Source organism: Vreelandella sp. 162(4c), assembly GCF_058152265.1.
The window spans coordinates 1,017,510-1,043,481 of the sequence record NZ_CM176981.1; the positions used below are offsets into that span (position 1 = coordinate 1,017,510).

A 25,972-nucleotide genomic window follows, 5' to 3' on the forward strand; every position below is an offset into this window, starting at 1 on the left:
GTGACCAACGTTGCTGCGACCACTACACCAGGACACGCCATGAACCATCACGATAAGCCGCTAACACTGCTGGGCGATCTTACCGCTGCAGACTTTCTGGCCAATTATTGGCAGCAAAAGCCGCTGCTGATTCGTGGCGCCATGCCCGACTTCATCAGCCCGATTGAAGCCGATGAACTGGCTGGACTCGCCTGCGAGCCTGGCGTAGAAGCGCGTTTGGTTGAAGAGGAGGGCCCGGATGGCCCTTGGCAGGTCTCCCACGGCCCCTTCGATGAAGCCACTTTTGAACGGCTCCCGGAAAAAAACTGGAGCCTTCTGGTGCAAGCGGTTGACCACTATGTTCCATCGGTGGCTGCGCTAATGAATGAGTTTGACTTCCTACCTCGTTGGCGGCTCGATGACGTGATGATCAGCTACGCACCTCCTGGCGGAAATGTGGGTGCGCACATCGATCAGTACGATGTCTTTTTACTCCAGGCCAGCGGCCACCGCCGCTGGCAGCTGGGCGGCAAGCTCACGGAAGATGCGCCGATCATCCAAGGTATCGATCTCCGCATCCTGAAAGAATTCACCGTAGAGCCCGACTCCGACTGGGTGCTTGACCCCGGCGACATGCTTTATCTCCCTCCCGGCTGGGCGCATCACGGCGTTAGCCAAAGCGATGACTGCATGACCATTTCAGTTGGCTTTCGCGCTCCTTCGGCCGATGAGGCGATCACCTCCTACGCCGACTATTTGGGTGAGCAGTTGCCTGCCTCTCAGCGTTACAGCGATGCGGGCATGGCGCCTGCTCAGCAGGTCGGTGAACTGGACGACGCAGCCGTTGAGCGTATGCGTCAGCTGATTATGTCGACGCTGGATAACCCTACTCAGATTGCCCAGTGGTTTGGCCGGGTGATGACTCAGCCAAAATATGTCGATCAAGTGGTACCGCTTGAAACACCGTTGGACGAAGAGGCGCTTGTTGCTCAACTACAAGAGGGGGAGCCGCTCTACCATATGCCTGGCTCACGCTTTGCCTGGCGTCGCGATGCCAGCGGTACCACGCTATTTGTGGATGGTGACGGCCACGCCTGTTCAACTGAATTAGCCAAACGCCTAGCCGACACCACCCCTCTCTACGCCGAAGACCTTGAGCTTGACGGCGCAACTGCGCTCATCACCCAGTTGGTCAATACCGGCAGCCTCGGCTTTATGAGTGATGAAGGTGATGATGACGAGGAGTATTAATGGCGATTACCCACATTAGCACTGGCAGTTGGGAAACGCTGGGCCCAACGGCCAGCGAGATCCGCCGCAAGGTATTTATTGAAGAGCAGAGCGTGCCCCAGGATGAGGAGTGGGATGGCCTGGATCCGGCGTGCCAGCACTTTCTCGCCATGCTTGATCAGCAGCCGGTAGGCACCGCACGACTGCTGCCCGACGGGCATATAGGCCGCGTCGCCGTACTCGCTAATGCCCGCGGCACCGGTATTGGTGTACTGCTGATGCAGGCCGCGATTGAAGCGGCACGCCATGCGGGCCACTCCCAAGTGGCCCTGAGTGCCCAGGTACACGCACTGGCGTTCTATGAGCGTCTAGGCTTTATCGCCCATGGCAATGAGTTTCTGGATGCAGGCATCCCTCATCGAGAAATGACGCTTTCGCTCGATTAACAAGCCCTCTTGATTGATCTCTAGCACTGCCTCGGCAGTGCTTTTTTATGCGCTCTTGCCGCCATCTTGACGAAAAACGACTACACAAACCCTCCCTTCCTCTACCTCCCTGTCGTCGGGTTACAACGGCCTCTGCCCCCAAGTGTCAATTGTTGAAGGCGCCATCCTCGTGGATAGTTATTGCATTGCAGCGTTAAGCGGATTGGGTCAATCCATCAAGCTCAACGCTGTAGCTGAGGTCTCTAGCGTTACTGCTTCCAGCTTTCAAGACGTTTGCATGAGAGACGATTGACCTAGAGACACAATCACGAAAATCAATAATGCTAAATACAACTTCGCAGGTGCAGCATAAGCAAAAGCTGATTTGCGAAACACTATCCAGCCCGAAGAGGATAAGCTCATGACAGGACTGCTCGACGATATCAAAGCCATGGCCCAACTACGCGAGGCTCAAGGCGGCAAGTGGGAAACCATCAAACCTGAGTATGCCGCTCGCATGCGTGCACAGAACCGCTTTCACACTGGCCTGGATATTGCGCGTTACACCGCCAAGATCATGCGCGAAGATATGGCCGCCTATGATGCCGATACCGCCCAGTACACCCAGTCGCTAGGTTGCTGGCACGGCTTCATTGGTCAACAGAAGCTAATCTCGATCAAGAAGCACTTTGGCACCACCAAACGTAGCTACCTCTACCTTTCCGGCTGGATGGTTGCCGCGCTACGCTCCGAGTTCGGCCCGCTGCCCGACCAGTCGATGCACGAAAAAACCTCCGTCGCGAACCTGATCGAAGAGCTCTATACCTTTCTAAAACAAGCCGATGCCTGGGAGCTTAACCACTTGTTCCGCGCCCTTGATGAAGCCAAAGAGGCTGGCGACAAATCAAAAGAGCAGGAACTGATCGGTAAAATCGATAACTACGAAACTCATATCGTACCGATTATTGCTGATATCGACGCTGGCTTTGGTAATGCAGAAGCCACCTACCTGTTAGCCAAGAAGTTTATTCAAGCGGGCGCCTGCTGCATCCAGTTGGAAAACCAGGTCTCTGATGAGAAGCAGTGTGGTCACCAGGACGGTAAAGTTACTGTGCCCCACGAGGACTTCCTGGCCAAAATCAACGCCGTACGTTACGCCTTTTTGGAACTCGGCATTGAAGATGGCGTTATCGTTGCGCGTACCGACTCACTCGGCGCGGGCTTGACCCAGAAAATTGCCGTCACCAATGAACCCGGTGACCTAGGCGATCAGTACAACAGCTTCTTGGACGGCGATGTGATCGAAAATGCCGCCGACATTAACAACGGCGACGTAGTCATCAAGCAGAACGGCAAGCTGGTGAAACCCAAGCGTCTCGCTTCAGGCCTCTACCAGTTTAAACCCGGCACTGGTGAAGATCGCGTGATTCTTGACTGCATCACCAGCCTGCAAAACGGCGCCGACCTACTGTGGATCGAAACCGAGAAGCCCCACGTTGGCCAGATCGCCAGCATGGTCAACCGCATTCGCCAGGTCGTGCCGGATGCCAAACTGGTCTATAACAACTCTCCGTCGTTCAACTGGACGCTCAACTTCCGCCAGCAGGTGTTCGATGCATGGCAGGAAGAGGGTAAAGACGTTTCCGCTTACCAGCGTGACAAGCTGATGAGCGCAGAGTACGACGATACCGAGCTTGGCCAGCTGGCCGATGAGTGGACACGCAATTTCCAGCGCGACTCGTCTCGCGAAGCGGGCATCTTCCACCACCTGATCACGCTGCCAACTTACCACACGGCTGCCCTGTCCACCGACAACTTAGCGAAAGGCTACTTCGGCGATGAAGGGATGCTGGCTTACGTGAAAGGCGTACAGCGTCAGGAAATTCGCCAAGGGATTGCAACCGTTCGCCACCAGGATATGGCAGGCTCCAATATCGGTGATGACCATAAAGAGTTCTTCCACGGCGATGCCGCGCTCAAAGCCGGTGGCAAAGACAACACCATGAACCAGTTTGGCTAATTAGCAGGTTTCAACACCATAGTTCACTATGTCCCCCTTCAACAGGAGGCCTTCGGGTCTCCTGTTTTTGCTTGGTTATACGTATTTGCACACTGTTTTCTTAATACGCTGTTAAACTCTTGGTTAAGCTTTTTTTGGCGACTGCTCTACCAACTTTGATCTTTTTTCATGAACGCTGGTCAAAGCCGTTAGCATCGGCTATCTTTAACGAACACTGTTCTATAACTGCATCTACTCTGTGCCTGCCCAGTTATGAGCGCTATATGGATAACAGGCCAATGGATGACAGCTATAAAAATAGACACTCTGGAGGTTTTAATGAAACGTCTTCTTCTACCTGTTGTAGCACTGAGCATTCTCACGCTGGCAGGCTGTGCCAATACGTCTGGCTACTCTGGTGATGTCTATCGCGGCAGCCAAGCCAAAACCGGTCAAAGTGTTACTTACGGCACTATCGTGGCGGTTCGCCCGGTGCAGATCCAAGCGGAAAGCCGTGCCGGCGGCCTTTTAGGTAGCGGCGGTGGCGCGGTTATCGGCGGTCTTCTGGGTAGCCAAGTCGGCGGTGGCTCTGGTCGTCAGTTGGCGACTGTGGCAGGCGCCCTGGGCGGCGCTGTGGCAGGTACGGCCGCTGAAGATGCGACTAACCGCGTTAATGCGCTGGAGATGGAAATTCGTCGCGATGACGGTACCGACGTGGTTGTCGTTCAGCGTGCGGATCGCCAGTTCCAAGCCGGCCAGCGTGTGCGTTTGATTGGCAATGGCGCCAACATGAGCGTGGCCCCCTATTAATCGAGAGCGTTAATCTAGCGCTTAAGTATCAAAAAAGCCCGGCCATCAAATGAGAGGACCGGGCTTTTTATTTTATCGCGAACAGCTTAGTGATGGGTTTTATTCCCAGCCCATTTAGCCAGCGCCATGATTGCCCAGCCAATCAGGGCAAGCAGGATGACGACCAGCAGCATTTCAACCGGCTGCACCAGGGTGGTGGCCCCCAACACTGCCAGCGTAATCACCCATAGATAGCGATTGTCGCCATGGCTTTTCAAAAAACCGGGCAACACCTTATCTAACCCCTCGCTAACGCCGCTATTCCAGCGCTGATAGACAAAATAAGCAATCAGGCAAAAAGCGATAAGCCAAATAATCAAGATCGTCATTACATGCTCCAAAAGTGATAGGGCAAAGGAAAAAATGATGGTTGTAGGGTATCCCTGGTCACCCTGACGCGCAATACCGCCGAAAGTGGTGAGTAGGAAAAAGCGTCGCTACCCCCTGACAAGCCGGCGCACACGCGTTACCATATTGGGACATGCACTCACCGAAAGGTTATTCCATGCAAATTGCGCAAAACTCGGTTGTCGCGTTTCACTACACCCTGACCAACGATGCAGGTGAAGTGCTAGACAGTTCCGAAGGCCGTGAGCCGCTTACCTACCTCCACGGCGCTGGTAACATTATTCCGGGTCTTGAAAAAGAGCTGGAAGGTCGTGCAGCAGGCGAGAAGCTGAACGTTGCCGTATCCCCTGAAGAGGGTTATGGCGAGCTGCAAGAGCAGCTGATGCAAGAAGTACCCCGCGATGCGTTCCAAGGCGTTGAAAGCATTGAGCCGGGTATGCAGTTCCAAGCCCAGACTCAAGGCGGCCCTCTGATGGTGACCGTTAAGAAAGTCGAAGGCGATACGGTCGTTGTCGATGGCAACCACCCGCTGGCCGGCCAGCAGCTCAACTTTGATGTTGAGATCGCTGAAGTACGTGAAGCAAGTGCTGAAGAAGTTGAGCACGGCCACGTGCACGGCGAAGGCGGCGTTGAGCACTAAGACGCTCGCGTAACCGCTGCAAAAAGGGCGACCCTATCGGGTTGCCCTTTTTTATGCTTAAAAAGAAGGTTCTCCGTCAGGTATTAGCACCAACTGGCCGTGACGAACGCTGCGCGACGAAGTAACTTCAGCGGCAAACTGCTTGAGCGCCCGCCCCTGACCTTTGAGCAACGCCACTTCCAGGCAACTGTCATGGTTGATATGTACATGCAGAGTCGAAAGCGTCAGGTCATGATGGTCATGGGAGTGACGCGTTAAACGCTTGGACAGCTCCCGAGCGGCATGATCATAGACATACACCAGCGCGCCCATGCAGGGCGAGTCAGGTGCAGCCTCTTCTCTCGCCTGTTTTAAGCCGCTGCGGGTCAAATCGCGAATCGCCTCTGAGCGGTTTTGATAACCGCGCTCGCGCATCAACGCATCCACTTCTGCCACCAGCTCCTCATCAAGCGTTACCGTTACACGCTGCATTCACGCCCCCTGTACTGATTAACTTTGCATGCGCTGCCACCACCGGTAGTATGATGTTATTGTAAAAACATCATACTAGTGACGCTAACAGCATAAAGGATAAAGCGATGACTAAACCAACTCGGCCCATCTTACTGGGTATTGCGCTAAGTTGTTTAGTCGTAGCCTCCACTGCGCAGGCAAAAGAACAGCTGGTACTTGCCATTGGCGGCGAACCCGAACAGGGTTTCGACCCACTGCTGGGCTGGGGGCAGTATGGCAATCCACTGTTTCAGTCGACGCTACTTTCACGGGGCAAGGATCTTGCGCCGCAGCCAGAGCTGGCCACTGAGTGGCGGCTTTCTGAAGACCGCCTGACCTGGACACTCACACTCCGCGAGGACGCCCGCTTTGCCGACGGCACGCCGCTGACCGCTGAAGATGTGGCTTATACTTTTAATGCGGCAGCCCAGGCGGGCGGGCGAGCGGATCTTAGCGCCCTGGCTGAAGCAACCGCACTTGATAAGTACACTGTTTCGCTCCGCCTGAAGGCCCCGCGCATTACCTTTATCGACCAGTTGCTGACACTGGGCATTGTGCCCCGCGCCGAGCGTAATAACGGCTACAGTGATCAGTATGGTCGTCATCCCCTGGGGTCTGGGCCCTATCAGTTGGTAGAGTGGCAGGAAGGCGAGCAGCTAATTGTTGAGCGTAATCCTTACTTCTACGGCCCTACGCCTGCTTTTGAACGGCTGGTATTTCTCTTTACCGGTGAAGACGCCACGCTAAGTGCCGCCCATGCCGGCCAAGTGGATATCGCCTCGGTTCCCCCGGCACTGGCGGCCAATGTGCCAGCACATATGCAGCGGGTGATTATGGAGAGTGTCGATAATCGCGGCATTCTTTTTCCCATGCAGCTTGCTAATGGCGAACACGCCGCCTCCGGCGCGCCGGTTGGTAACAATGTGACGGCAGATATTGCTATACGTCAGGCGATCAACCTTGCGGTTGACCGCGATACGCTGGTGGAAGTGGCACTGCACGGTTATGGGCGCCCCGCCTTTGGCCCGGCGGACGGCCTCCCCTGGAGCGATAGCGATGAGCGCCTTACCGCTCCCGACCTTGACCGGGCGGAGGAGATACTCGACGCCGCAGGCTGGCAGCTACGCGATGATGGCCTGCGCTATAAAGATGGCCTGCCCGCTAGCTTTCGACTTACCTACCCCTCCAGCGATACCACCCGACAGCTGCTTGCGGAAGTCAGTGCTGAGATGGTGCGTCCACTGGGAATTGAGATACAACCCACCGGCCGCCACTGGGACGAAATCCAGCGCGAAGCGCTGCACCAGGATGCCATTATGTTCGGCTTTGGCAGCCATAGCTCCCAGGAAGTTTACTACCTCTTCCACAGTCAGCATGCGGGCAACGGTTTCTACAACAGCGGTTTCTACGCTAATCCAAAGGTGGATGCCCACTTGGACGCCGCCCAGGCGGCGTCTAGCCTTGAGCAAGCCAACCGCGAGTGGCAGGCAGCGCAGTGGGACGGCACCACCGGCTACGGAGTACGCGGCGATAGTAGCTGGGCCTGGCTGGTCAATCTTGAGCATGTCTATTTTACCAATACCTGCTTAGATGTCGGAGATCTAGGTGTAGCGCCCCACGGCCATGGCTGGCCGATCACCGCCAACCTGCTTGAGTGGCGCTGGACGTGCGACTAATTGCGCCTATCGCCAAGCGCATGGCTCGCCTGGCGCTGGTATTAATCTGCGTCGCCCTGGTGTCGTATGGGCTTATGATGGTCTCCCCCATTGACCCCGTTGATGCCTACCTAGGCCCACAAATGGCCCAAGTGAGCCCAGAGCAGCGCGCACTGATTGCCCAACGCTGGGGGTTTGATGAGTCAGCTGCCGTTCAATTTGGCCACTGGCTGCGCCAGTTAGTCAGTGGTGACTTAGGCTGGAGCCACGTATACAACCAGCCGGTCAGTGAGGTAATCGCTCAGCGCTTTCAGCGCTCCATTGCGCTACTCGGCAGTGCCTGGCTGCTCTCTGCGCTGGTGGGGTTTAGCCTCGGGGTTGTGGCGGGTGCCAAAGAGGGCTCCAAGCTGGATAACATCATCAGCACCTACGCCTTTATTACCGCCTCCACGCCCGCCTTTTGGCTGGCGATACTTGCGGTGCTGCTATTTTCGGTAACCCTGGGATGGACACCCACCTGCTGCGCAGGCCCCGCCGGGGCGTTAAACCAGGAAGTCACCCTCGCCACACGGTTGCACCATTTACTGCTGCCAGTGGCTACCCTGGCACTGCTGGGCATCGCCAGTATCACCCTGCACACCCGCACCCGCATGCTTGAGCTAATGCGCTCAGACGTTGCTACTCACGCCTTTGCTCAGGGCGCCAGCCGTCTTGATGTGGCTTGGCGTCACGGTCTTCGCCATGCCAGTGTACCGGCGATTACGCTAGCGTTTGCCTCACTGGGCGAACTGTTTGGCGGCTCCATTTTAATCGAGCAGGTATTTGCCTACCCCGGCTTAGGTCAAGCCACAGTGGCGGCGGGCCTGCGCAGTGACGTCCCACTGCTGCTGGGCATCGCACTCTTTACCGCCCTGTTTGTCAGCGTCGGCAATATGATCGCCGATAGCCTGTATGGCGTTATTGACCCGCGCATTAAGGCAAGTGGTTTATGAGTCAGGCTCAACCGCGCCTTCGTGCCGCCTTCAGCCTGGGTGTCACTGCCCTGCTGGTCATGGGACTAGTCGCTAGCCAGTGGCTGCTGGGTGATTCACCGCAACAGATGCAGTTTGACGCCCGCCTGGCACCGCCCAGCGTTGACCACTGGTTGGGCACCGACGCGCTGGGCCTTGAACTCTGGGCGCGCACTCTGGCGGGGCTGGCACTAAGCTTCTGGGTGGGCTGCTTGGCGGCGCTACTGAGCACGCTGATTGCCTTGAGCCTGGCAGCGATAGCCACGCTGTCAGCGCGGCTGGACGCACTGGTTAGTTTGCTGATTGATACGCTGCTTAGCGTGCCTCATTTGATTTTATTAATGCTGATCGCTTTTGCCCTGGGTGGCGGTACCCAGGCAGTGATTATTGCCGTTGCGGTGACTCACTGGCCAAGCCTAGCCCGGGTGCTGCGTGCCGAGCTGTGGCAATTGCGGCAGGCGCCCTATGTGCGCATCTCCCGCGCTCTAGGTAAATCGCGCTGGTTTGTGCTCCACGGCCACCTGCTCCCCCATCTTATTCCCCATTGCCTGGTCGGCGCGTTACTGCTGTTTCCCCACGCAATTCTCCACGAAGCCGCATTGACCTTTTTGGGCTTTGGTTTAAGCCCCAGTCAGCCCGCTATTGGCGTGTTACTGGCCGACGCCATGCGCTACTTAAGCGGCGGTTACTGGTGGCTGGGAGTATTTCCCGGCTTGGGGCTGTTACTGATGGTGCTGGGTTTCGAGCGCCTCTCAAGCCACCTACGCCGTGCACTTTAGCGCTTTTCAGAAAAATTGGCTGTAAAACTATTGATGGGAGGCCTACCGTGTTAACAATTGATCAATTATCGCTACAGCTACCTCTGTATGCCTCTTGGTGGAAGCGCGACTGGGCCACCTGCCTGGATGAATTTTCACTAACGGTGTTCCCTGGCGAGGTTCATGCGGTGGTAGGCGCCTCCGGTGCCGGAAAAAGCCTATTGGCTTATGCCATTATGGGTTTACTGCCAACACCTGCACGCTTAAACGGCCAGCTTTACTATCAAGGCAAACCGCTTAACGCGTCACGCCAACGCCAGCTTCGCGGCCGTGAGCTGGCGCTGATCCCCCAATCGCTAAGCGCCTTAGATCCGCTGGTGCGTACTCAGCGCCAGGTGACCTGGGCAGCCCAGCGCGCAGGCCAGCCATCAGCACATGCTTGGCACGCCTCCCAACAAGCCCTTGATCACTATCAGCTAGATGCCCGTGCACAGCAGGCCTATGCCCATGAGCTATCCGGCGGCATGGCCCGGCGCGTGTTGACGGCCATGGCCCATGTCAGCCAAGCCAAGCTGGTGATTGCCGATGAACCCAGCGTAGGCCTTGACCCCCACCAGCGTCAGCGGGTGCTGGATGCGCTGCGCGAACTGGCCAACCAGGGCAAAAGCGTGATTCTGATTACCCATGACCTGCGCCATGCGCTGCCAATCGCCGACCGCGTCACCATTATGCGTGACGGCAAGCTGGTCGAAACTGCGCCCGCCTGCGCCTTTCAAGGCAGCGGCGCTTCGCTTACCAACGCTTATTCACAGGCATTGTGGCTGGCGCTGCCGGACAACGCTTTTGCAACGACTGCCATAAGCCGGCGTGAACAGGAGGCGCACGTTGCTTAAAGCACGCCAACTGAGTTTTCACTTTGCCCCCAAGGTACCGCTACTTCAGGACATTTCGCTAACGCTGTGCGCGGGTCAGTGGCTAGGGTTAAGCGGCGACTCGGGGGCGGGTAAATCGACGCTAGGCCAACTGCTGGCGGGCTACTTAGCGCCCCAGGCAGGTGATGTCACCCTGGATGGCGAGGCGCTACCGAAAAGCGGTGTGCAGCCCGTGCAGTGGCTACCGCAATCGCCGGAGCTAGCGGTGAATCCACGCTGGCGGGTAGGTAAGATACTGCGCGAAGCCTGGACGCCTTCTGACGCACAGTGCCAAGCGTTTGGCGTACAAGCAAAATGGCTGTCGCGCTTCCCTCAATCGTTATCAGGGGGAGAGCTGCAGCGGGTATGCGTGTTGCGGGCGCTCGCGCCGGGAGTACGCTTTCTCGTCGCCGATGAGATATCCACCATGCTCGACCCCATTACCCAGGTTGAGCTTTGGCAGGCATTAAAACGGGAGGCGGAACAACGCCAGCTGGGCGTGCTGGTGATTAGCCACGACACCGCCCTACTGGAACGGCTTTGCCCACAGCGCTTGCACTTAAGCGAAGGGCAGCTGAAGCCATGGTAGTTGATGAAAGTTAGCCAACCGCTTGGCGACGCTCAAAGCGCCATAGGCCGAAAGCAATTAGCAGCGTGATACTCAGCAGCAACCACGAACCGACGCTCACGCCCGACCACCCGGCCCAGCGCCAGAACGGCTCCAGCCAGAAGCCGCCCAAACTGGCTCCCACATAGTAAAACACCAGGTAGAGCGCCGAAGCGCTGCCCCGCGCGCCTTGGGCATAGCGCCCTACCCAGCTGGAGGCCAACGAATGGGCCAGGAAAAAGCCAAAGGCATTAACGGTTAAACCGACGATAATCAGCAGCAGCGAATCCGCTAAGGTAATCGCCGTGCCCAGCATTAAAATCATGACCCCCACCATCATGCATGCCGCGGGAGAAAACCGCCCGGCCAGACGCCCGGAAATCATCGAACCGAAGGTGCCGCCGAGATAGGTCAAAAAAATCAGCCCCAGACCACTGGCGGCTAATTGATACGGCGCTGCCGCCAACCGAAAGGTGATATAGCTGTATTGATTGATAAAAATCAGGAAGTTGATACCCCCCAGGCAATAAGCAGCGAGTAGCACCGGGTTACGCAAATGATTGACTAAATCGCTTGCCGCTTTGCGCAGCTCAAAGCGCTGGGGAGTAAAGGCGCGGCTATTGGGCAACAGGCGCCAAAACACTCCACAGCCAATTAGCGTCATAATGCCGACCGCTAGAAATGCCGCCATGGGCCCGCCAATTTCAGCGGCGCCGCCACCGACGATACGCCCACTGATTCCGCCAAGTGAATTAGCGCCAATATAGAGTCCTACAGCGCTTAACAGCGCAGGCTTCTCAAACTCATCGCCCATCCAGGCGATCGCCACCGCTGGCAGCCCGCCCAGCACAAAGCCCTGCACCAGGCGCAAAAACAGCAAGCTTTCAAAGGTGGGGGCGAATGCCAAGGCAATAGAACAGCCGCCTGCAAGCAGCAGAGTAATGCGCATTATGCCTTCGCGACCAATGGCATCCGAGAGTGGCCCAAAGACCAACAGCGCAATGGCTAAGGAGAGAGTTGACACCGACATGAGCAGGCTGACACCTAAGGTCGAGACCTGATAGGTCTCCTTTAACCCCGGCAGCAGCGGCTGTGGTGCGTATAAATTGATAAAAACAAGAAATGAGCCGAGGCAAAGCGCCAAGGTGGCGCGCCACCAGGCGCGCGATTTGGCTTCAATCATGCCGTTCCTAAAACGTGTCCGATCTGGCTACTGGAAAACGCTGCCACCCAGCTGGGCCAGATGCGTTGGCTCCAGCGCGCGACGTGACTGCCAGTAGTAGCGCTGCCAGTAACTATTATTCAGGCTGGAGATAATGACCCCTTTTGAGGTCGAGGCGTGGAGAAAATACCCATCGCCCACGTAGATACCCACATGGTTATAACGACCCGGCGGTCGGAAGAACACCAGATCGCCCGCCTGCAGCTCTTGGCGGTCGATCGGGCGTCCCTCGTGTACTTGACCACGGGTGGAGCGCGGAAGCTCTAAATTAAAGGTGTCACGGTAAACATTGCGAACCAAGGCCGAACAGTCGATGCCTCTTTCTGAGGTGCCGCCAATTCGGTAAGGCGTTCCTGCCCAGCGCTGGTGTTGCGCCATCAGCGCCTCGCGAACCACTGTTGGCGGTGGTACTTGCAAGCTGCGCAAATGCGCATCGATGGGATCAACCGGGGACATTTGTGGGTTCGCCCCCATTCCCGGCAACGTCATTGAAAAGTAATTCTCGGGGGCCTGAATATTGTTTTGTCGCGCTGAACCTGCACAGCCAGCGATCAATGTAACTAAAAAACAGACACTTACGACACGGACAGCGGTCACAGCGGGGCGTGGCGACGCAACCATGCGATTAACCTCGTGACATTAATAAGAGGGCGGTATGACAAAACTCATTTTTTCTAAGCACGACTATAAGCTAATTATCATATGTTTGGCGAGCATCAATGTAATGTGCGCTGATCGCCCGGTAAGGTATCAATATGCAGTGGCGCAAAATGGCGCGGTTTATTGCCTGGAAAATCCAAGCTCACCCATGGGCCAGCCAAAACCGGCGCACCGCATATCCAGGCCACCAGCGCCTGACGAAAACCAGCTAAAAAGCTTTCTCGCTCCGGGGTTTCGCCCATAAAAAACGAGAAGCCTGCGTACATCCCCATGGCGTACTCCTGCCATCCGGCATAGTGATCTGCCGCCAGTTGGTAAGCACGATCCAACACCTTAGCGAAAGCAGCGCTATCCAGCCAGTTTAACTGTCGCGCGGCAATGGCCAAATCGACCAGCTGGGCAATATCCCAGGCCGCCATATCCACCTCATTACAGCCATCTTCGTTGTCGCGCACACGACGTAAGCGAAGCAGGTGGTGGCGTTCATCTTCAGCACAGTCGCCGGATTCAAGAATGGCGATTTCAGCGCTTAAGCGCTCAGTATTGAGGGTATAGGGCGCGTAGTTAATCTGATACTCCTGGCGATCCCCCGATTCGAGCATGTAGGTCAAAAACTCCTGCATATCGCCTGCGTTGCTCAAGTGGTAGTGGCTCTCCACCCACTCGCGAATCTCGGCACACTCACGGGCACTCTCAGGCTGGGGCTCACTCCATACCGCACTGTTCAACGGGCCCACCAGCGACATAGCGGTGAAGTGACTCAAGGTGGGGCGGCTACCCGGTTCGCGCCAAGCGTCGTGACGCCAATCCAACCAGTGAAACAGACTGCCAGGATCTTCAATGTGCCAAATAATTTCATTCACCAGCGAGGCGTGCTCAGGCTCGGGCAGACAGCTCTCCCAAGCGAACCAGGCTTCTAACAACCGTTTGGCATTGGGATAAAAACGGCACAGGCAGCTTCGCAGTGCGCTGGCATACTCCATTAACGGCGCGCGATCGAATAAACCGCTGTCGAGGGACATATGCAGATAGAAGGCGAATTTTTCGGCCATATGGATCGTCGCCGCATGGCGGCTTACCCCTTTAACCGCATTGCGCTGCTTAAGCTCTTCCGGAGTCGGCTGACCAAACCAGCTTTGCGAGGGAGGCAAAACGCCATGCACGGCGTCGGCCGCCAACTGATTAAGATGGTGCGCCTGAGCGGGTAACCAGTAGCGTGCCAGTGCATGAGCGCCTTCATCGGCATGTAAGCCAAGTGACTCCTGCAAATAGAGCGCCGCATCGGCACGCTGCTCTTCCGGCAGCGCCGCGGAGGGGGCTATCTGGCGCAGCATGGCATCCGGTTCGCGTACGCTGGCCAGCGCCAACAACCAGTGATGGGGCGTATTGCGCCACTGCCGAATGCGCGCTTGGGATGCCTTGCGCGTAGGTTCATCCAATAACTCCCCTGGGAGACATTTCCAGGGGCTATTCCAAGGGCTATGGGCGCTGTGCAGCAATAACTGATGCCGCTCGCTGGGTGTTTTACCCCGCCGGTCAATGCCGTCAAACAGGCTCTGCCCGCGCCCGTACGCATTCAGCACGGCATACCAGTCGTGGTAGCGCCGACTGAGTAAATCAGCGGCGTGCCCCGCTAAGTCATCAGCCTCTTCCTGGCTCAGCAAGCCACAGCAGGCGCCAGCCCAGGCAAGTTCCACAATCCGTAGCCAATCCCAAGCCGCCCACTCCAGGGGCTCGCCTTGAGTGACGAACTTATTCAGCACCGGCGCATAGGGCGAATCTTCCACAACGCTACGCTGCCACTCCATGCGTTGGGCGTTGTCCATACTGAGCAATTCGCGTGCTTCAATATCCCAGCGCTGGCGCTCACCTTGAGCGCCTAGCCAAAGTATCACGCCAATTAGCGCATCACGGTCATGGACATCCCACACGTGGGCCAGCCACTCAGTGGCCTCAGGCCAGTCGGTTTGGCTGGCAGGATAGACAATAACCGGCCGGAACAGCGCGCATAGCCGCCAGCTCTGCGCTTCGGGCTGCTGGGGCCATAGCGAAGCGGGAGCCGGCAGTTCAGCCAGGGCATTTTCAAGCGTATCCCAGGTAACCCCCTCGCCATCGGTTTCAAGCTTAGCCAGCGCTTGGCAAGCGTCAATAAAACGGTCATCGGCCCCCACTTCCCAGCCCCGCGCGCCTAACGCACGGCGCAGGTCTGCTAGCCAGGCACGTAGGTCGCTATAATCACTGGTGATGCGGCGAGTTAGGTGATGCGCCCAATGACGGGCTTGATCAGCCTCTAACCAGCCAGCCGCTCCCGCCAACGCGGCCCATTCCAAAGCGCCTAGCAAACGGTCAGCGCTACCTGCGGGAGCCCCCAGCCCGTGGAAGAGCTGTTCGGCCAGCTCGCCTCGATTGGTAATGCCCAGTTGTAGCAGGCGCTGCTCTGCCGCCCCTGCATCGACCGCCAGCGGATGAGGAGTAAACGCCCAATCACACAGCACCAGCTGTTGGGCCCACCAGGCATTTAACACGTCGATCAAGAGGCACCTCGAAAAAGCACAATAGCACCAGCAAATAGCCGGAAGTAAAGCTGCCTAGTGTAACGGAAAGTGGTGCGAACACCGATAGCCTTAGGCCTCGGTATGCATAAAACGACACCGCCCGGCAAAAGGCCGGGCGGTGACATACAGGTAGCAACTCAATCGCTACGCTTTTTTAACCTTACTGATTACCCAAAGAAGCACCACGGCCCCCACGATCGCGGTGACTAGCGAACCGATAAAGCCACCGGACGAAAGGCCCAGAAGGCTAAACAAAAAACCACCTATAACCGCACCAACGATACCGACACCGATGTTACCCAAGATGCCAAAACCGCCGCCGCGCATGATGTTGCCAGCAATCCAACCAGCCAAGCCACCAATGATTAACCATGCAATAAAGCCCATATAGTCTCCTTACTATCTCGATTACGGGTTGCAGTTACGCGTTTTACCTTAGAGTCACGCTTGTTCTACCATAGCACACAGCGTTAGTGTTCGGCGCCTACTCGGTATCGATGCTTGGCAACTCTTAAAGGAAAATTCATGATCCCCGACTCGCTCAATCAACTGATTAAAAGCACTCAAGGACAGCAAACGACACAGTGGGAAGGCCGCGACGTGGTGCTTTTCAATATGCCTTGGGGCGAGTTGGTGGTTAGTCTCCAGGGCGCTCAAGTGCTGCACTTCTGCCCTGCTGGTGATACCGGCTGGTTATGGCTGACGCCTACGCCCCAGGCGCTGCCAGGCGCTATCCGGGGTGGTATTCCGCTCTGCTGGCCGTGGTTTGCCGACGAGCGCTATGCCGATGAGAGCCCCAACCACGACGGCCCTTTCCATGGCCTTGCCCGCCATGCTGAGTGGCGTCTAGACGCTGTTGATGAGCACGCCGAGGGAATTGAGCTCCACCTCTCTCCAGCACAGCCCCTGCATACACTACTTACTGCGCGCCTGGTGGTACAAGCCAATGCCCAGCGCTTAAACGTGGAGCTGATTAGCGAAAACATCGGCGAAACGCCGATTAAAACCAGCGGTGCGCTGCATACCTATTTAGCCGTTGCCGATACCCACCAGTGTCGTCTGGAAGGCCTTTCCGGCGCACGCTATCTCGACAAACTGCGCGACTTTGCGGAGAGCGAACAGCAAGGCACGTTGGCCGTTCAAGGCGCCGTTGACCGCATTTATCACACCAATGAAGCCGTGCTGCTCAACGATGGTGAGCGCAGCCTGCGCATCGGCAAGCAGTCCAGCGACTCCACGGTAGTGTGGCACCCCAACAACGACCTTCCCAGCGACACGCCCGTCGACGTAGCACGACATTTTATCTGCGTTGAAGCCGCCAATACACGCCTAGACCCAGTCTGGCTAGTGCCTGGCGCCCAGCACCTGTTAGGCACCACCCTCAGCCGCAGTTAATCTTCGGTTCATCAATGCTTTGCTATCATGTGCTCAATGGCATTAGAGCTAGGGAGATCCAATGGATCCGCAACAATGGCTAGAAGCCGCCACGCTGGCGTTTAATTTAATCGGTATGGTGGTGTGCTTAGTGGGCCTAACCTTGGCGCAGAAGATGACCCGGCGCTGGCCAGGCTACACACTGGCGGGGGTTGGCTTTTTGATCGCCACCCTACCGATGCTTTCGCAACTGGTATTAATGTTTAGCCAGTAAAGGCTAAGAGAGCCTGCCTGGCTTGGCCGATCGTCGCGAGAAGCGCGGATTTTGAGCCAAATTTATCGATCGATTGAGGCGAATAGCGTGCTATTTAACGAAATCGATCGAATAAAGTTGGCCAAAATACTGGGATTCGCAGTAGATCAGTGTTAAGTCAGACAGGCTCCTACAAAGGGATCGAAAGGATGCGCCAGCCGTTAAGTCGCGAACTGAGCAATTTATTAGAGCGTGGGCGAGATCGCCAGCTGCGCTTGGCGGTCACCGGCCTTTCCCAAGCGGGGAAAACCGCGTTTTTGACGTCGTTGGTCAATCAACTGCGTCATGCGGGCGTTGAGGCGCAGCTCGATTTGCTACCCGCTGCCCGGGAAGGCCGCTTGCTGGGTGCCCAGCGGCTTAACCAGCCCGACTTAGGCGTGCCACGGTTTCCCTACGACCCCGGCATGGCTGCACTACGCGATACGCCGCCGCGCTGGCCGGAGCCCACCCGCGGCATCAGCGAGTTACGCTTACAGCTGCGCTACCGCCCTGCCCGCAGCGGCTGGTTAACCCCTGAAATTGCCCACCTTACTCTGGATTTATTCGATTACCCCGGCGAGTGGCTACTTGATTTACCGCTGCTGCAGCACGACTTTTACAGTTGGAGCCAAGCCCAAGCACTGCATGAAGGCGAACAGCGCCGCGGCCTATTTAGCGAATGGCTTGCCGCAGTGGAGCAGCTCGACCCCGCTGGTGAGGCCGATGAAGCCCAGCTTGCAGCCCTGGCGGAGGAGTATGCCCAAGGCCTTCGCCGCGCCAAAAAGGCCGGCTTTTCTGACCTACAGCCCGGACGTTTTTTACTGCCCGGCGAACTAGAAGGCGCACCCGTGTTGCAGTTTTTTCCGCTGCCGCAGCTCGACGCCTCTCAACACAACACATCGAGAGAAACGCTGGAAGCACTGCCTGCCAACAGCCTTTACGCTACCCTGGCCGCACGCTTTCGCTACTACCAGCAGCAGGTGGTGAAACCCTTTTATCGCGATCATTTCCGCCGCTTTGACCGCCAGATTGTACTGGTGGATGTGCTGGGCGCACTCAATGCCGGGCCGGAGCGCTTTGAAGATCTTTCCCGTGCGCTGCGCCAGTTAATGCACAGCTTTGACTATGGCCAACGCAGCCTACTGACCCGCCTCTTCGCACCGAAAATTGACCGGCTAGCCATTGCCGCCACCAAAGCCGATCACGTCACTCCCGATCAACACGGCCACTTGGTACAGCTGTTGGAGGCCCTGCTGGCAGAACCTCTCAAAGACCTTCGCTTTGCCAACGTGCCGGTTAAAGCGCTCTCGCTGGCAGCGATTCGGGCCACTGAAGCCCGTGAGGTAACCCATGAGGGTAAGCGTTCACCTGCACTGCGAGGCACCACACTAGAGGGCGAAGAGGTGCTGGTTTACCCCGGCGATGTGCCCGCCCGGCTGCCCGCTGCCGATTTCTGGCAGCAGCAGGGCTTCGACTTCCCCGCCTTTCGCCCGATGCCAACCAGCTCAGAAGCGTTGGATCATATCCGCATGGACGCCGCCATCGACTGGCTGATTGGAGATAAACTGACATGACCACCCCACAGCCACGCCGCCACTTCACGCTGGATGACCAGCCTGAAAAGGCCGCTGATGCAGAGACAGTCCTACGTCAGCGCGAAGCCTTTGCTGGCGCCAGCGAGCATCATCCATTGGCGCCCCTTCCCGAAGATAAAGCGCTGCCTGCTGCCAGTTTAGGTGCGCCGCGTAAACGCCGCTGGGGGCTGCTATTTGCCCTGGTGGGTGGTGCCGGGCTAGGCACGGCAGAACTGGTCACCGGCATTCCTGATGCGATGGCTCAGTCGCAGTGGCTAGCCATGGCCTGGCAGCTGTTCGGGGTCAGCCTGATTGGCTTGGGCGGCCTCTCCCTGCTCAAAGAGGTGGGCCGTTTGCGCCGTCTCAAGCGCCACGACAAACTGCGCGGCGATCTGGCCGAGCTGCCGCTACGCTCGCCCAAGCAGGCCCGGGCCATGGCCGAGCAGTTGAGGCGCCAACTTAAGCTCGCCGACGATGACCCGCACTGGCTAGCCTTTCAGCGCGCCAGCCAACCCCACCATAGTGGTGAGGAGATCCAGACGCTGCTGCGTTACCACCTGCTAGCGCCGCGTGACCGGGAAGCCCAGCGCCTGATTACGCGTATGTCCGGTGAAACCGCCATCATGGTCGCCATCAGCCCGCTAACACTGGTGGATATGGCGCTGGTGGCCTGGCGCAGCCTGGCGATGGTGGATCGACTCTGCCGCCTTTATGGTCTCGAGCTGGGCTACGCCAGCCGCCTGCGGCTGTTTCGTAACGTGCTGCACAACATGGCTTTTGCGGGTGCCAGCGAACTGGCTACCGACGCCAGTATGGATATGCTCTCGCTGGATTTAGCCAGCCGCCTTTCCGCCCGTGCGGGTCAAGGCCTCGCCACCGGGCTGCTTAGCGCGCGCCTTGGGTTACGCGCCCAGCGGCTCTGTCGTCCGGTGCCCTTCACTGCCGATGAGCAGCCCAAAATCGCCGATCTACGCCAAGACCTGTGGCGGCAAATCAAACGGCTCGATAAAGAAAAGGTGCCGCAGAATCGCTAAAGGGTTAAACGGCGGCACCCCTCCTTTTCGGCCACAAAATGGGATTCAACGCTGTTTATCCTCATGATGGGGGTTTGACATGGCATCTTCCACTGAGGAGACGTAGTGTATGAACCATCCCAATGATCCTGAGTCGCCTTCGGTAACGAGCGACATGCAGACCGACTATGTCGTCGGCCAGGACAATATCAAGGGGCAGCTTGGCCCCATCGGTTTCGACATCCACAACCGCGTTTTTGTGGTATCCGCGCTTGCTTCCGCTATCTTCATCGTCCTCACCCTGCTGTTTCCAGAGCGAGCGGGGAGCACTTTTCAGTCCATTGTTGCCTTCTCGACGGGAACGTTGGACTGGTATTTCATGATTCTGGTCGACTTCTTTATTCTGTTCTGCTTAGCGCTGGTGGTTTTGCCTTATGGCTCAGTCAGGCTGGGCGGGGCCGATGCGCGACCGGATCACAGCTATCTCTCCTGGTTCGCCATGCTGTTCACCGCGGGAATCGGCATCGGCCTGCTGTTCTTCGGCGTACTCGAACCGGTTTATCACGCCAATGTCTCGCTGCCTCTGGGCATCGCATCCCCCTTCGGCGCCGATGGCGAACTGAACTCAGCGGCTATTGATGATGCCAGCGCCATGGGCCTGGCGGGTACCTATCTACACTGGGGTATCCATGGCTGGGCGGTGTATGTGGTGATGGCGCTAGCGCTGGGCCTGTTTACCTATAACAAGGGCCTGCCATTCTCTATTCGCTCGGCGTTCTTTCCCATTCTCGGTGAGCGTGTCTGGGGCTGGTGGGGCCATGTGATCGATATCCTGGCGGTGTTTTCCACCCTCTTCGGGCTGGCCACCTCACTTGGGCTTGGGGCACAGCAGGCTAATGCGGGGATGAACTTTGTCTTCGGCCTGGAAGTAAGCACCTTGACCCAGGTCATCGTCATCATTCTGGTGACGGCGGTGGCGCTGGTGTCGGTTTGGCGCGGTCTTGAGGGCGGCTTGAAGAAGCTCTCAGAGATCAACATGATCCTGGCCGTTCTGTTCTTCTTTTTTGTGCTTTTCGCTGGCCCTACTCTGCTGGCCATGGCGGGTTTCTGGTCGGGACTTACCACCTATGTCACGGACTTTATTCCTCTGTCCGCGCCCTTTGGTCGTGAGGATGATGCCTACCGCCAGTCCTGGACGATTTTCTACTGGGCTTGGTGGATTAGCTGGGCACCTTTTGTGGGGATGTTTATCGCTCGGGTATCCCGGGGCCGCACGGTGCGTGAATTTATCCTCTGCGTTTTGCTGGTTCCCAGTCTGTTTATCTTTGTCTGGATGGGCGTCTTTGGCTCGACCGCGCTTGAACAGCTCTATGCTGACCCGGCGGGCAGCCTGGTTAAAGAGTATGTCATCGACAACTACAGACCCGAGCTTTCTCTGTTCGGCATGCTGAACGAACTACCCTTGACGGGGCTGATGTCGACCCTGGGCATCGTGCTGGCGCTGATCTTCTTTGTCACCTCCTCGGATTCCGGCTCCCTGGTCATCGATACCATCACCGCCGGTGGTAAAATCGATGCTCCGCGGCCACAGCGGATGTTCTGGGCGGTCGTCGAGGGTCTCATCGCGATTGTGCTGCTTATCGGTGGTGGTCTGACCGCCCTTCAGGCCGGTGTTACCGCCACCGCTATTCCGTTCTCGATTGTGATGCTGCTGATGTGCTACTCGATCATCAAGGCGCTCAATGGCGAGCTACGGCTTATTCGTAAGTAATACCTGCAGTTGAAATCTTTAGGTAACTACAAAAGAGGCCCCCTGCTGAAACCAGCAGGGGGCCCACTATTTCACAACAGGTTCAAGTCAAACCGCTTACGCAATACGCTGCTCGGTCTCGGCATCAAATAGAATCGCTCTGCCCATATCAACACGTAGCGATAAGCGCTCCCCTGCAACCACTGCGCATTTAGGCCCAACACGGGCGGTAACTTCCTGTTCGCCAAGGGGTAAACGCAGCAAGATATCCGCCCCGGTAGGTTCTACCACCGCCACACTGGCACTTAGCAGCGTTCCTTCGGCTTGGGACGTTAATCGCTCATCCTCTTCGCTGAAGTGCTCTGGGCGTAGGCCAAGAATGACCGGCTGGTTAAGCCGTTCGGCCATATCTGGGGCGATGCGCTCCTCCGGCCAGGGTAGCACCAGCTCATCCTCACCTGGCGTGGCAATCCTCAGTTGATACCCACCGTTATCGTCCTCCAGTGTGGCGCGAATGAAATTCATCGACGGCGAGCCCATAAAGCCAGCCACAAACATATCCACTGGGTTGTTGTAGACCTCATCCGGCGAGCCGAGCTGCAGAATATGGCCATCGCGCATCACCGCAATGCAGTCGGCCAGGGTCATGGCTTCGACCTGATCGTGGGTGACGTAAACAATGGTGGTACCCAGGCGCTGGTGGAGCTTTTTGATCTCGGTACGCATATCCACGCGCAGTTTGGCATCCAGATTAGAGAGCGGCTCGTCAAACAGGTACACCTTTGGCTCCCGGGCCAGCGCCCGCCCCATGGCTACCCGCTGACGCTGCCCGCCGGAGAGCTGGGCAGGCTTGCGTTCCAGCAGGTGAGTGATCTGCAGTAGATCGGCTACCCGCTCCACGGCCGCTTCCCGCTCGGCTTTGGGCACCTTGCGCATCTCCAGCCCGAAGCTGATGTTCTGGCGTACGGTCATGCTGGGGTAAAGCGCGTAGGACTGAAACACCATGGCGATATCCCGATCCGCGGGGGTGCGCCAGGTCACGTCTTCACCATCGATATAAATATTGCCAGAGGTCACCGGCTCAAGCCCGGCAATGGCATTCATCAGCGTGGACTTACCGCAGCCCGAGGGGCCAACCAGAATCAGGAACTCGCCGGAATCGATCGAGATGCTGACGTCTTTGAGCACCCGCTCGCTGCCAAACTCTTTGCGCACGTTGTGGATTTCTAAAGCTGCCATAATGAAAATCCTATTGTAAAGCGACTGACAAAACCCACTTATTTGGATGGTTAGAAGTAGCCCGTAGCGGGGGTCTTTCGCCATGGATGGCGAAAGTAGCGCCCAGGGATGGGTTCACAGCGCCCCCGCCTAGGGCTGCTTCTAACCTTTTAAGAAAGGTTGCCATTCACTTAATTGTTATTAACCTTTAACCGAGCCTGCTGTCAGCCCGCGCACGAAGTATTTTCCCGCCAACACGTACACCACCAGGGTGGGCAGCGCGGCAATCATCGCCGCCGCCATATCCACGTTGTACTCGCGAACGCCAGTGGAGGTATTCACCAGGTTGTTTAGCGCCACGGTAACGGGCTGGGTGTTGTGGGCTGAAAACGCCACGCCAAACAGGAAGTCGTTCCAGATTTGGGTGAACTGCCAAATCACTGAGACGACAATAATCGGAGCCGAAACCGGCAGTAGAATGCGCCAGAAGATGCGGAAAAAGCCCGCGCCATCCAACTTCGCCGCCGATACCAGCTCGTTGGGGATACCCACGTAGAAGTTGCGGAAGAACAGCGTGGTGAAAGCGATGCCAAAGACCACGTGAACCAGGATCAACCCGGCGCGGGAGCTGGAGATCCCCAGCCAGCCGAGGGTTTGCGCCATGGGCAACAGCACCACCTGGAAAGGAATAAAACAGCCAAACAGCATTAATGCGAAGACTAATTCAGAACCTTTGAAGCGCCATTTGGTTAGCGCATAGCCGTTAAGGGCACCGATAGTGGTTGAGATCAGCACCGCTGGAATCACAATCGCAAAGGAGTTCCAGAAGTAGCCGCCAACGCCATCGCAGCGCATGCCGGTACAGGCTTCACCCCAGGCTTTTGTCCACGGCGCGAAAGTAGGATTTTGCGGAAACGAGAGCAGCGACCCGGCGCTGATTTCGCTCAGCGGCTTCACCGAGGTCATCAGCATGACCACCAGCGGTAGAATATAGAACAGCGCGGCGAGTATCAGCACACCATAGAGCAGACCACGGCCCAGCCGCGCAGCGGGCGTCTGACGACGAATCACATTAGCCATGCTTGCGGCTCCTTAATTCGGAGTAGAGATAAGGAATCAAAATCGCCAACACGCCGCCCAACATCAGCATGGCGCTGGCAGAGCCCAAACCTATCTGCGCCCGGGTAAAGGCATGAGCGTACATAAAGGTGGCGGGTAAATCGGTGGCGTAGCCAGGCCCGCCGCCGGTGAGCGCGACGACTAGGTCAAAGCTCTTAATCGCAATATGGGCCAAAATCATCACCGCGCTAAACACGACCGGGCGCAGGCAGGGCATCACCACGCGCAGATAAATCCGCGGCAGACTAGCGCCATCCAACTGCGCTGCTTTGATAATGCTGTCGTCGATACCCCGCAGCCCGGCTAAAAACAGCGCCATCACAAAGCCTGACGCCTGCCATACGGCGGCAATCACCAGGGTATAAATCGCCATATCCGGATCGACAATCCAGTCAAAGCGAAACGACTCAAAGCCCCAGCCTTGAACCATCGCCTGAATGCCTAGCTGCGGGTTGAGTAGCCACTTCCACACCACGCCGGTAACGATAAATGACAGCGCCATGGGGTAAAGATAGATCGTGCGCAGTGCCCCCTCTTGGCGAATTTTTTGATCGAGTAGTATCGCCAGCAGCGAGCCAATCGCCAGGCAAATCACCACGAACAGCACGCCAAAAATCATCAGGTTGGTCGAGGCGACCCACCAGCGCTCATTGGCCATTAAGCGTGCATATTGACCAAAGCCGACAAAGTCATAGCTGGGCAGCATGCGCGAGCTGGTTAGCGAGAGCACGAACGTCCACAGCATGAAGCCGTAAACAAAGAACAACGAAATGGCCACCGACGGTGCCAGCACCAGACGAGGCAGCCACGCCTGCAAACCGCCGGATGGCGTCGACCGCTTAGCGCCAGCCCCTAAAGGCGTCGCAGAGGTATTTTTCATGGGGAGGGAATCTCTCATGGAGAAGTATCCTTGCCAAGCAACGAAGGCGCCGCCGTTGCAGCGGCGCCTGAAGAACGCTAACGCTAGAAAAGCCTAGAAAGAGGCCGCTTCGGCAGCGCTCACCATACGTTCTGCCGCTTCTTCAGCAGGCATATCGGCGTCGTTGAAGTAGTTGGTAACCACATCAAAAATGGCACCCTGTATATCCGCACGTACGGCCATGCCGTGGGCCATACTGGGCACTAGGCCACCCTCTTCAGCGGTGCGCTGGAAATCAGCCAACGACTGCTGGGCACAGCTATCGAATTCGCTCATGTCCAGATCTGGCCGCGCAGGAATCGAGCCTTTGGCAAGGTTAAACGCTTCCTGGAAAGTAGGCTCAAGCACTAGGCGGGCTAACGCTTGCTGCGCTTCGCGCTCATCGTCGTCAGTGACCCGGAACATGGCCAGACTATCGATATTGAAGGTGAACGCATCTTCGGTGCCCGGCGCTGCGGCACAGAGGTAATCTTCCCCGGCGGTCAGTCCAGCCGCAGTGAACTCCCCTTTGGCCCAATCGCCCATCAGCTGAAACCCTGCCACTCCTTCAATCACCATTGCCGTGGCAACATTCCAGTCACGCCCGGGCATGCCTTCATCCATCAGCTCGCGGGTACGCTTGAAGTCCTCAAGGGCATCGATCATTTGTTCGCCGCCCAGGGCTTCAGGGTCTAGTTCTACCAATGCCTGCTGATAAAACTCGCTACCCTGACCACCTAACAGTACGCTTTCGAAGACCGTAGCGTCCTGCCAGGATTGGCCGCCATGAGCCAGCGGTACGAAGCCCGCTTCTCGGATAGCCTCACCTGCCTCGAATAGTTCATCCAGCGTGGTGGGCATCTCTACCCCTGCCGCTTCGAGCACTTCGGGGTTGGCCCACAACCAGTTTACCCGGTGTACGTTGACGGGTACCGCCACGTATTGGCCGTCGTGACGCATGATATCGGCCACGACTTCCGGCAGCAGCTCATCCCAGCCTTCCGCATCGGCAACGCCGTTCAGGTCACCGAGCAAGCCAAGCTCACCCCACTCCTGAATTTCGGGGCCTTTGATTTGGGCTGCAGAGGGTGGGTTGCCCGACATGGCACGAGATTTAAGCACCGTCATGGCGGTTTCACCGCCGCCGCCTGCCACTGCAAAGTCCTGCCAACCGTAGCCTTCAGCTTCCATTAACTCTTTAAGCACGTTGGCAGCGCGAGCTTCACCACCGGAAGTCCACCAGTGCAGCACTTCTACTTCACTCGCTTGAGCGGTGGTGGCTAGCGTGGCACCTGCCAGAGCAAGCGCGAGGGTCGTTTTCTTTAACGTCGACATGGAGTAACTCCTTATATTGTTATTGTCCTCTCGGACGTTCGACATCCAAGAGGTTACGC

25 protein-coding genes are annotated in these 25,972 nt (G+C 57.2%); 15 read left to right on the forward strand and 10 right to left on the reverse strand.

Annotated features, from left to right (window positions below):
- Window positions 1-39: 39 nt before the first annotated feature.
- The 4 genes from AC4EYZ_RS04560 to AC4EYZ_RS04575 all read left to right on the forward strand — a co-directional run bounded on the left by AC4EYZ_RS04560 (window position 40) and on the right by AC4EYZ_RS04575 (window position 4,443).
- A complete protein-coding gene (locus tag AC4EYZ_RS04560; RefSeq protein ID WP_022520430.1) occupies window positions 40-1,230 on the forward strand; it encodes a cupin domain-containing protein in 1,191 nt (396 codons plus the stop codon).
- Window positions 1,230-1,655, forward strand: a complete 426-nt coding sequence (locus AC4EYZ_RS04565) for a GNAT family N-acetyltransferase (protein WP_490204143.1) — start codon at window positions 1,230-1,232, stop codon at window positions 1,653-1,655. The genes AC4EYZ_RS04560 and AC4EYZ_RS04565 overlap by 1 nt, the downstream gene beginning before the upstream one ends.
- A 400-nt stretch (window positions 1,656-2,055) precedes the next feature.
- Entirely contained in the window at window positions 2,056-3,654 is a 1,599-nt protein-coding gene (locus AC4EYZ_RS04570) for an isocitrate lyase (protein ID WP_022520433.1), read from the forward strand.
- A 318-nt stretch (window positions 3,655-3,972) separates the two neighbouring features.
- A complete protein-coding gene (locus AC4EYZ_RS04575; protein ID WP_022520434.1) occupies window positions 3,973-4,443 on the forward strand; it encodes an outer membrane lipoprotein in 471 nt (156 codons plus the stop codon).
- Between the two features lie 86 nt (window positions 4,444-4,529).
- Here the strand turns inward: AC4EYZ_RS04575 and AC4EYZ_RS04580 are convergent, their stop codons facing one another.
- Window positions 4,530-4,811, reverse strand: a complete 282-nt coding sequence (locus AC4EYZ_RS04580) for a hypothetical protein (protein ID WP_027959688.1) — start codon at window positions 4,809-4,811, stop codon at window positions 4,530-4,532.
- Window positions 4,812-4,987: 176 nt separating this feature from the next.
- Between AC4EYZ_RS04580 and AC4EYZ_RS04585 the strand changes: the two genes are divergently transcribed.
- Window positions 4,988-5,470 carry an FKBP-type peptidyl-prolyl cis-trans isomerase gene (locus tag AC4EYZ_RS04585; protein ID WP_022520436.1) on the forward strand — a complete coding sequence of 161 codons (483 nt, stop codon included), beginning with the start codon at window positions 4,988-4,990 and terminating at the stop codon, window positions 5,468-5,470.
- A gap of 57 nt (window positions 5,471-5,527) precedes the next feature.
- On the opposite strand, the gene nikR is transcribed toward AC4EYZ_RS04585, so the two are convergent.
- Window positions 5,528-5,941: a nickel-responsive transcriptional regulator NikR gene (nikR, locus tag AC4EYZ_RS04590; protein WP_233973686.1), complete on the reverse strand. Its 414-nt coding sequence runs from the start codon at window positions 5,939-5,941 to the stop codon at window positions 5,528-5,530.
- Between the two features lie 107 nt (window positions 5,942-6,048).
- Here nikR and AC4EYZ_RS04595 point away from each other — a divergent pair, with 107 nt between their 5' ends.
- From AC4EYZ_RS04595 to AC4EYZ_RS04615, 5 genes are read left to right on the forward strand one after another with little or no spacing between them, the layout of a single operon-like run.
- The gene (locus tag AC4EYZ_RS04595) at window positions 6,049-7,638 is read left to right on the forward strand and encodes an ABC transporter substrate-binding protein (RefSeq protein WP_490204144.1); all 1,590 of its coding nucleotides are present in this window, start codon (window positions 6,049-6,051) and stop codon (window positions 7,636-7,638) included.
- Window positions 7,629-8,609: an ABC transporter permease gene (locus AC4EYZ_RS04600; RefSeq protein WP_490204145.1), complete on the forward strand. Its 981-nt coding sequence runs from the start codon at window positions 7,629-7,631 to the stop codon at window positions 8,607-8,609. The genes AC4EYZ_RS04595 and AC4EYZ_RS04600 overlap by 10 nt, the downstream gene beginning before the upstream one ends.
- Window positions 8,606-9,406: an ABC transporter permease gene (locus AC4EYZ_RS04605; protein WP_490204146.1), complete on the forward strand. Its 801-nt coding sequence runs from the start codon at window positions 8,606-8,608 to the stop codon at window positions 9,404-9,406. Before AC4EYZ_RS04600 ends, AC4EYZ_RS04605 begins: the two co-directional genes overlap by 4 nt.
- Window positions 9,407-9,453: 47 nt before the next feature.
- A complete protein-coding gene (locus AC4EYZ_RS04610; protein ID WP_490204147.1) occupies window positions 9,454-10,278 on the forward strand; it encodes an ATP-binding cassette domain-containing protein in 825 nt (274 codons plus the stop codon).
- Window positions 10,271-10,885: an ABC transporter ATP-binding protein gene (locus tag AC4EYZ_RS04615; protein WP_490204148.1), complete on the forward strand. Its 615-nt coding sequence runs from the start codon at window positions 10,271-10,273 to the stop codon at window positions 10,883-10,885. The genes AC4EYZ_RS04610 and AC4EYZ_RS04615 overlap by 8 nt, the downstream gene beginning before the upstream one ends.
- 10 nt (window positions 10,886-10,895) lie before the next feature.
- Here the strand turns inward: AC4EYZ_RS04615 and AC4EYZ_RS04620 are convergent, their stop codons facing one another.
- The 4 genes from AC4EYZ_RS04620 to AC4EYZ_RS04635 form a co-directional block, all read right to left on the reverse strand.
- Window positions 10,896-12,086 (reverse strand): MFS transporter, encoded by a 1,191-nt coding sequence (locus AC4EYZ_RS04620; protein ID WP_457547317.1) that lies wholly within the window; start codon window positions 12,084-12,086, stop codon window positions 10,896-10,898.
- 27 nt (window positions 12,087-12,113) lie between these two features.
- A complete protein-coding gene (locus AC4EYZ_RS04625) occupies window positions 12,114-12,746 on the reverse strand; it encodes a C40 family peptidase (protein WP_457547318.1) in 633 nt (210 codons plus the stop codon).
- A 95-nt stretch (window positions 12,747-12,841) separates the two neighbouring features.
- A complete protein-coding gene (locus tag AC4EYZ_RS04630; RefSeq protein ID WP_278369018.1) occupies window positions 12,842-15,319 on the reverse strand; it encodes a DUF1266 domain-containing protein in 2,478 nt (825 codons plus the stop codon).
- 165 nt (window positions 15,320-15,484) lie between these two features.
- Window positions 15,485-15,727: a GlsB/YeaQ/YmgE family stress response membrane protein gene (locus AC4EYZ_RS04635; RefSeq protein WP_008958536.1), complete on the reverse strand. Its 243-nt coding sequence runs from the start codon at window positions 15,725-15,727 to the stop codon at window positions 15,485-15,487.
- Window positions 15,728-15,865: 138 nt separating this feature from the next.
- Here AC4EYZ_RS04635 and AC4EYZ_RS04640 point away from each other — a divergent pair, with 138 nt between their 5' ends.
- The 5 genes from AC4EYZ_RS04640 (at window position 15,866) to AC4EYZ_RS04660 (ending at window position 21,364) form a co-directional block, all read left to right on the forward strand.
- On the forward strand, window positions 15,866-16,735 hold the full coding sequence (locus AC4EYZ_RS04640; RefSeq protein ID WP_414126902.1) for a D-hexose-6-phosphate mutarotase: 870 nt from the start codon (window positions 15,866-15,868) through the stop codon (window positions 16,733-16,735).
- Window positions 16,736-16,796: 61 nt separating this feature from the next.
- A complete protein-coding gene (locus AC4EYZ_RS04645; protein ID WP_022520445.1) occupies window positions 16,797-16,988 on the forward strand; it encodes a hypothetical protein in 192 nt (63 codons plus the stop codon).
- A gap of 188 nt (window positions 16,989-17,176) precedes the next feature.
- Window positions 17,177-18,580 carry a YcjX family GTP-binding protein gene (locus AC4EYZ_RS04650; RefSeq protein ID WP_490204149.1) on the forward strand — a complete coding sequence of 468 codons (1,404 nt, stop codon included), beginning with the start codon at window positions 17,177-17,179 and terminating at the stop codon, window positions 18,578-18,580.
- Window positions 18,577-19,614 carry a YcjF family protein gene (locus AC4EYZ_RS04655; protein WP_009287311.1) on the forward strand — a complete coding sequence of 346 codons (1,038 nt, stop codon included), beginning with the start codon at window positions 18,577-18,579 and terminating at the stop codon, window positions 19,612-19,614. The genes AC4EYZ_RS04650 and AC4EYZ_RS04655 overlap by 4 nt, the downstream gene beginning before the upstream one ends.
- 109 nt (window positions 19,615-19,723) lie before the next feature.
- Complete coding sequence (locus tag AC4EYZ_RS04660; RefSeq protein WP_009287310.1) at window positions 19,724-21,364, forward strand: BCCT family transporter; 1,641 nt, start codon at window positions 19,724-19,726, stop codon at window positions 21,362-21,364.
- A 96-nt stretch (window positions 21,365-21,460) separates the two neighbouring features.
- On the opposite strand, the gene AC4EYZ_RS04665 is transcribed toward AC4EYZ_RS04660, so the two are convergent.
- From AC4EYZ_RS04665 to AC4EYZ_RS04680, 4 genes are all read right to left on the reverse strand, one after another.
- On the reverse strand, window positions 21,461-22,582 hold the full coding sequence (locus AC4EYZ_RS04665) for an ABC transporter ATP-binding protein (protein ID WP_022520449.1): 1,122 nt from the start codon (window positions 22,580-22,582) through the stop codon (window positions 21,461-21,463).
- A gap of 180 nt (window positions 22,583-22,762) precedes the next feature.
- The gene (locus AC4EYZ_RS04670; protein WP_009287309.1) at window positions 22,763-23,641 is read right to left on the reverse strand and encodes a carbohydrate ABC transporter permease; all 879 of its coding nucleotides are present in this window, start codon (window positions 23,639-23,641) and stop codon (window positions 22,763-22,765) included.
- A complete protein-coding gene (locus tag AC4EYZ_RS04675) occupies window positions 23,634-24,560 on the reverse strand; it encodes a carbohydrate ABC transporter permease (RefSeq protein ID WP_027959701.1) in 927 nt (308 codons plus the stop codon). Before AC4EYZ_RS04675 ends, AC4EYZ_RS04670 begins: the two co-directional genes overlap by 8 nt.
- Window positions 24,561-24,653: 93 nt before the next feature.
- Window positions 24,654-25,913: an ABC transporter substrate-binding protein gene (locus tag AC4EYZ_RS04680; protein ID WP_039859314.1), complete on the reverse strand. Its 1,260-nt coding sequence runs from the start codon at window positions 25,911-25,913 to the stop codon at window positions 24,654-24,656.
- Between the last annotated feature and the right edge of the window lie 59 nt (window positions 25,914-25,972).

What these genes read in the sequence shown, in the direction of transcription:
- AC4EYZ_RS04640 (WP_414126902.1), top strand. Translation starts at nt 15,866, where the DNA reads ATGATCCCCGACTCGCTCAATCAACTGATTAAAAGCACTCAAGGACAG.
- AC4EYZ_RS04575 (WP_022520434.1), top strand. Translation starts at nt 3,973, where the DNA reads ATGAAACGTCTTCTTCTACCTGTTGTAGCACTGAGCATTCTCACGCTG.
- AC4EYZ_RS04585 (WP_022520436.1), top strand. Translation starts at nt 4,988, where the DNA reads ATGCAAATTGCGCAAAACTCGGTTGTCGCGTTTCACTACACCCTGACC.
- AC4EYZ_RS04580 (WP_027959688.1), bottom strand. Translation starts at nt 4,811, where the DNA reads ATGACGATCTTGATTATTTGGCTTATCGCTTTTTGCCTGATTGCTTAT.
- AC4EYZ_RS04570 (WP_022520433.1), top strand. Translation starts at nt 2,056, where the DNA reads ATGACAGGACTGCTCGACGATATCAAAGCCATGGCCCAACTACGCGAG.
- AC4EYZ_RS04655 (WP_009287311.1), top strand. Translation starts at nt 18,577, where the DNA reads ATGACCACCCCACAGCCACGCCGCCACTTCACGCTGGATGACCAGCCT.
- AC4EYZ_RS04670 (WP_009287309.1), bottom strand. Translation starts at nt 23,641, where the DNA reads ATGGCTAATGTGATTCGTCGTCAGACGCCCGCTGCGCGGCTGGGCCGT.
- AC4EYZ_RS04565 (WP_490204143.1), top strand. Translation starts at nt 1,230, where the DNA reads ATGGCGATTACCCACATTAGCACTGGCAGTTGGGAAACGCTGGGCCCA.
- AC4EYZ_RS04660 (WP_009287310.1), top strand. Translation starts at nt 19,724, where the DNA reads ATGAACCATCCCAATGATCCTGAGTCGCCTTCGGTAACGAGCGACATG.
- AC4EYZ_RS04650 (WP_490204149.1), top strand. Translation starts at nt 17,177, where the DNA reads ATGCGCCAGCCGTTAAGTCGCGAACTGAGCAATTTATTAGAGCGTGGG.
- AC4EYZ_RS04665 (WP_022520449.1), bottom strand. Translation starts at nt 22,582, where the DNA reads ATGGCAGCTTTAGAAATCCACAACGTGCGCAAAGAGTTTGGCAGCGAG.
- AC4EYZ_RS04680 (WP_039859314.1), bottom strand. Translation starts at nt 25,913, where the DNA reads ATGTCGACGTTAAAGAAAACGACCCTCGCGCTTGCTCTGGCAGGTGCC.
- AC4EYZ_RS04675 (WP_027959701.1), bottom strand. Translation starts at nt 24,560, where the DNA reads ATGAAAAATACCTCTGCGACGCCTTTAGGGGCTGGCGCTAAGCGGTCG.
- AC4EYZ_RS04635 (WP_008958536.1), bottom strand. Translation starts at nt 15,727, where the DNA reads ATGGGCTTTATTGCATGGTTAATCATTGGTGGCTTGGCTGGTTGGATT.
- AC4EYZ_RS04605 (WP_490204146.1), top strand. Translation starts at nt 8,606, where the DNA reads ATGAGTCAGGCTCAACCGCGCCTTCGTGCCGCCTTCAGCCTGGGTGTC.
- AC4EYZ_RS04645 (WP_022520445.1), top strand. Translation starts at nt 16,797, where the DNA reads ATGGATCCGCAACAATGGCTAGAAGCCGCCACGCTGGCGTTTAATTTA.
- AC4EYZ_RS04560 (WP_022520430.1), top strand. Translation starts at nt 40, where the DNA reads ATGAACCATCACGATAAGCCGCTAACACTGCTGGGCGATCTTACCGCT.
- AC4EYZ_RS04595 (WP_490204144.1), top strand. Translation starts at nt 6,049, where the DNA reads ATGACTAAACCAACTCGGCCCATCTTACTGGGTATTGCGCTAAGTTGT.
- AC4EYZ_RS04620 (WP_457547317.1), bottom strand. Translation starts at nt 12,086, where the DNA reads ATGATTGAAGCCAAATCGCGCGCCTGGTGGCGCGCCACCTTGGCGCTT.
- AC4EYZ_RS04625 (WP_457547318.1), bottom strand. Translation starts at nt 12,746, where the DNA reads ATGGTTGCGTCGCCACGCCCCGCTGTGACCGCTGTCCGTGTCGTAAGT.
- nikR (WP_233973686.1), bottom strand. Translation starts at nt 5,941, where the DNA reads ATGCAGCGTGTAACGGTAACGCTTGATGAGGAGCTGGTGGCAGAAGTG.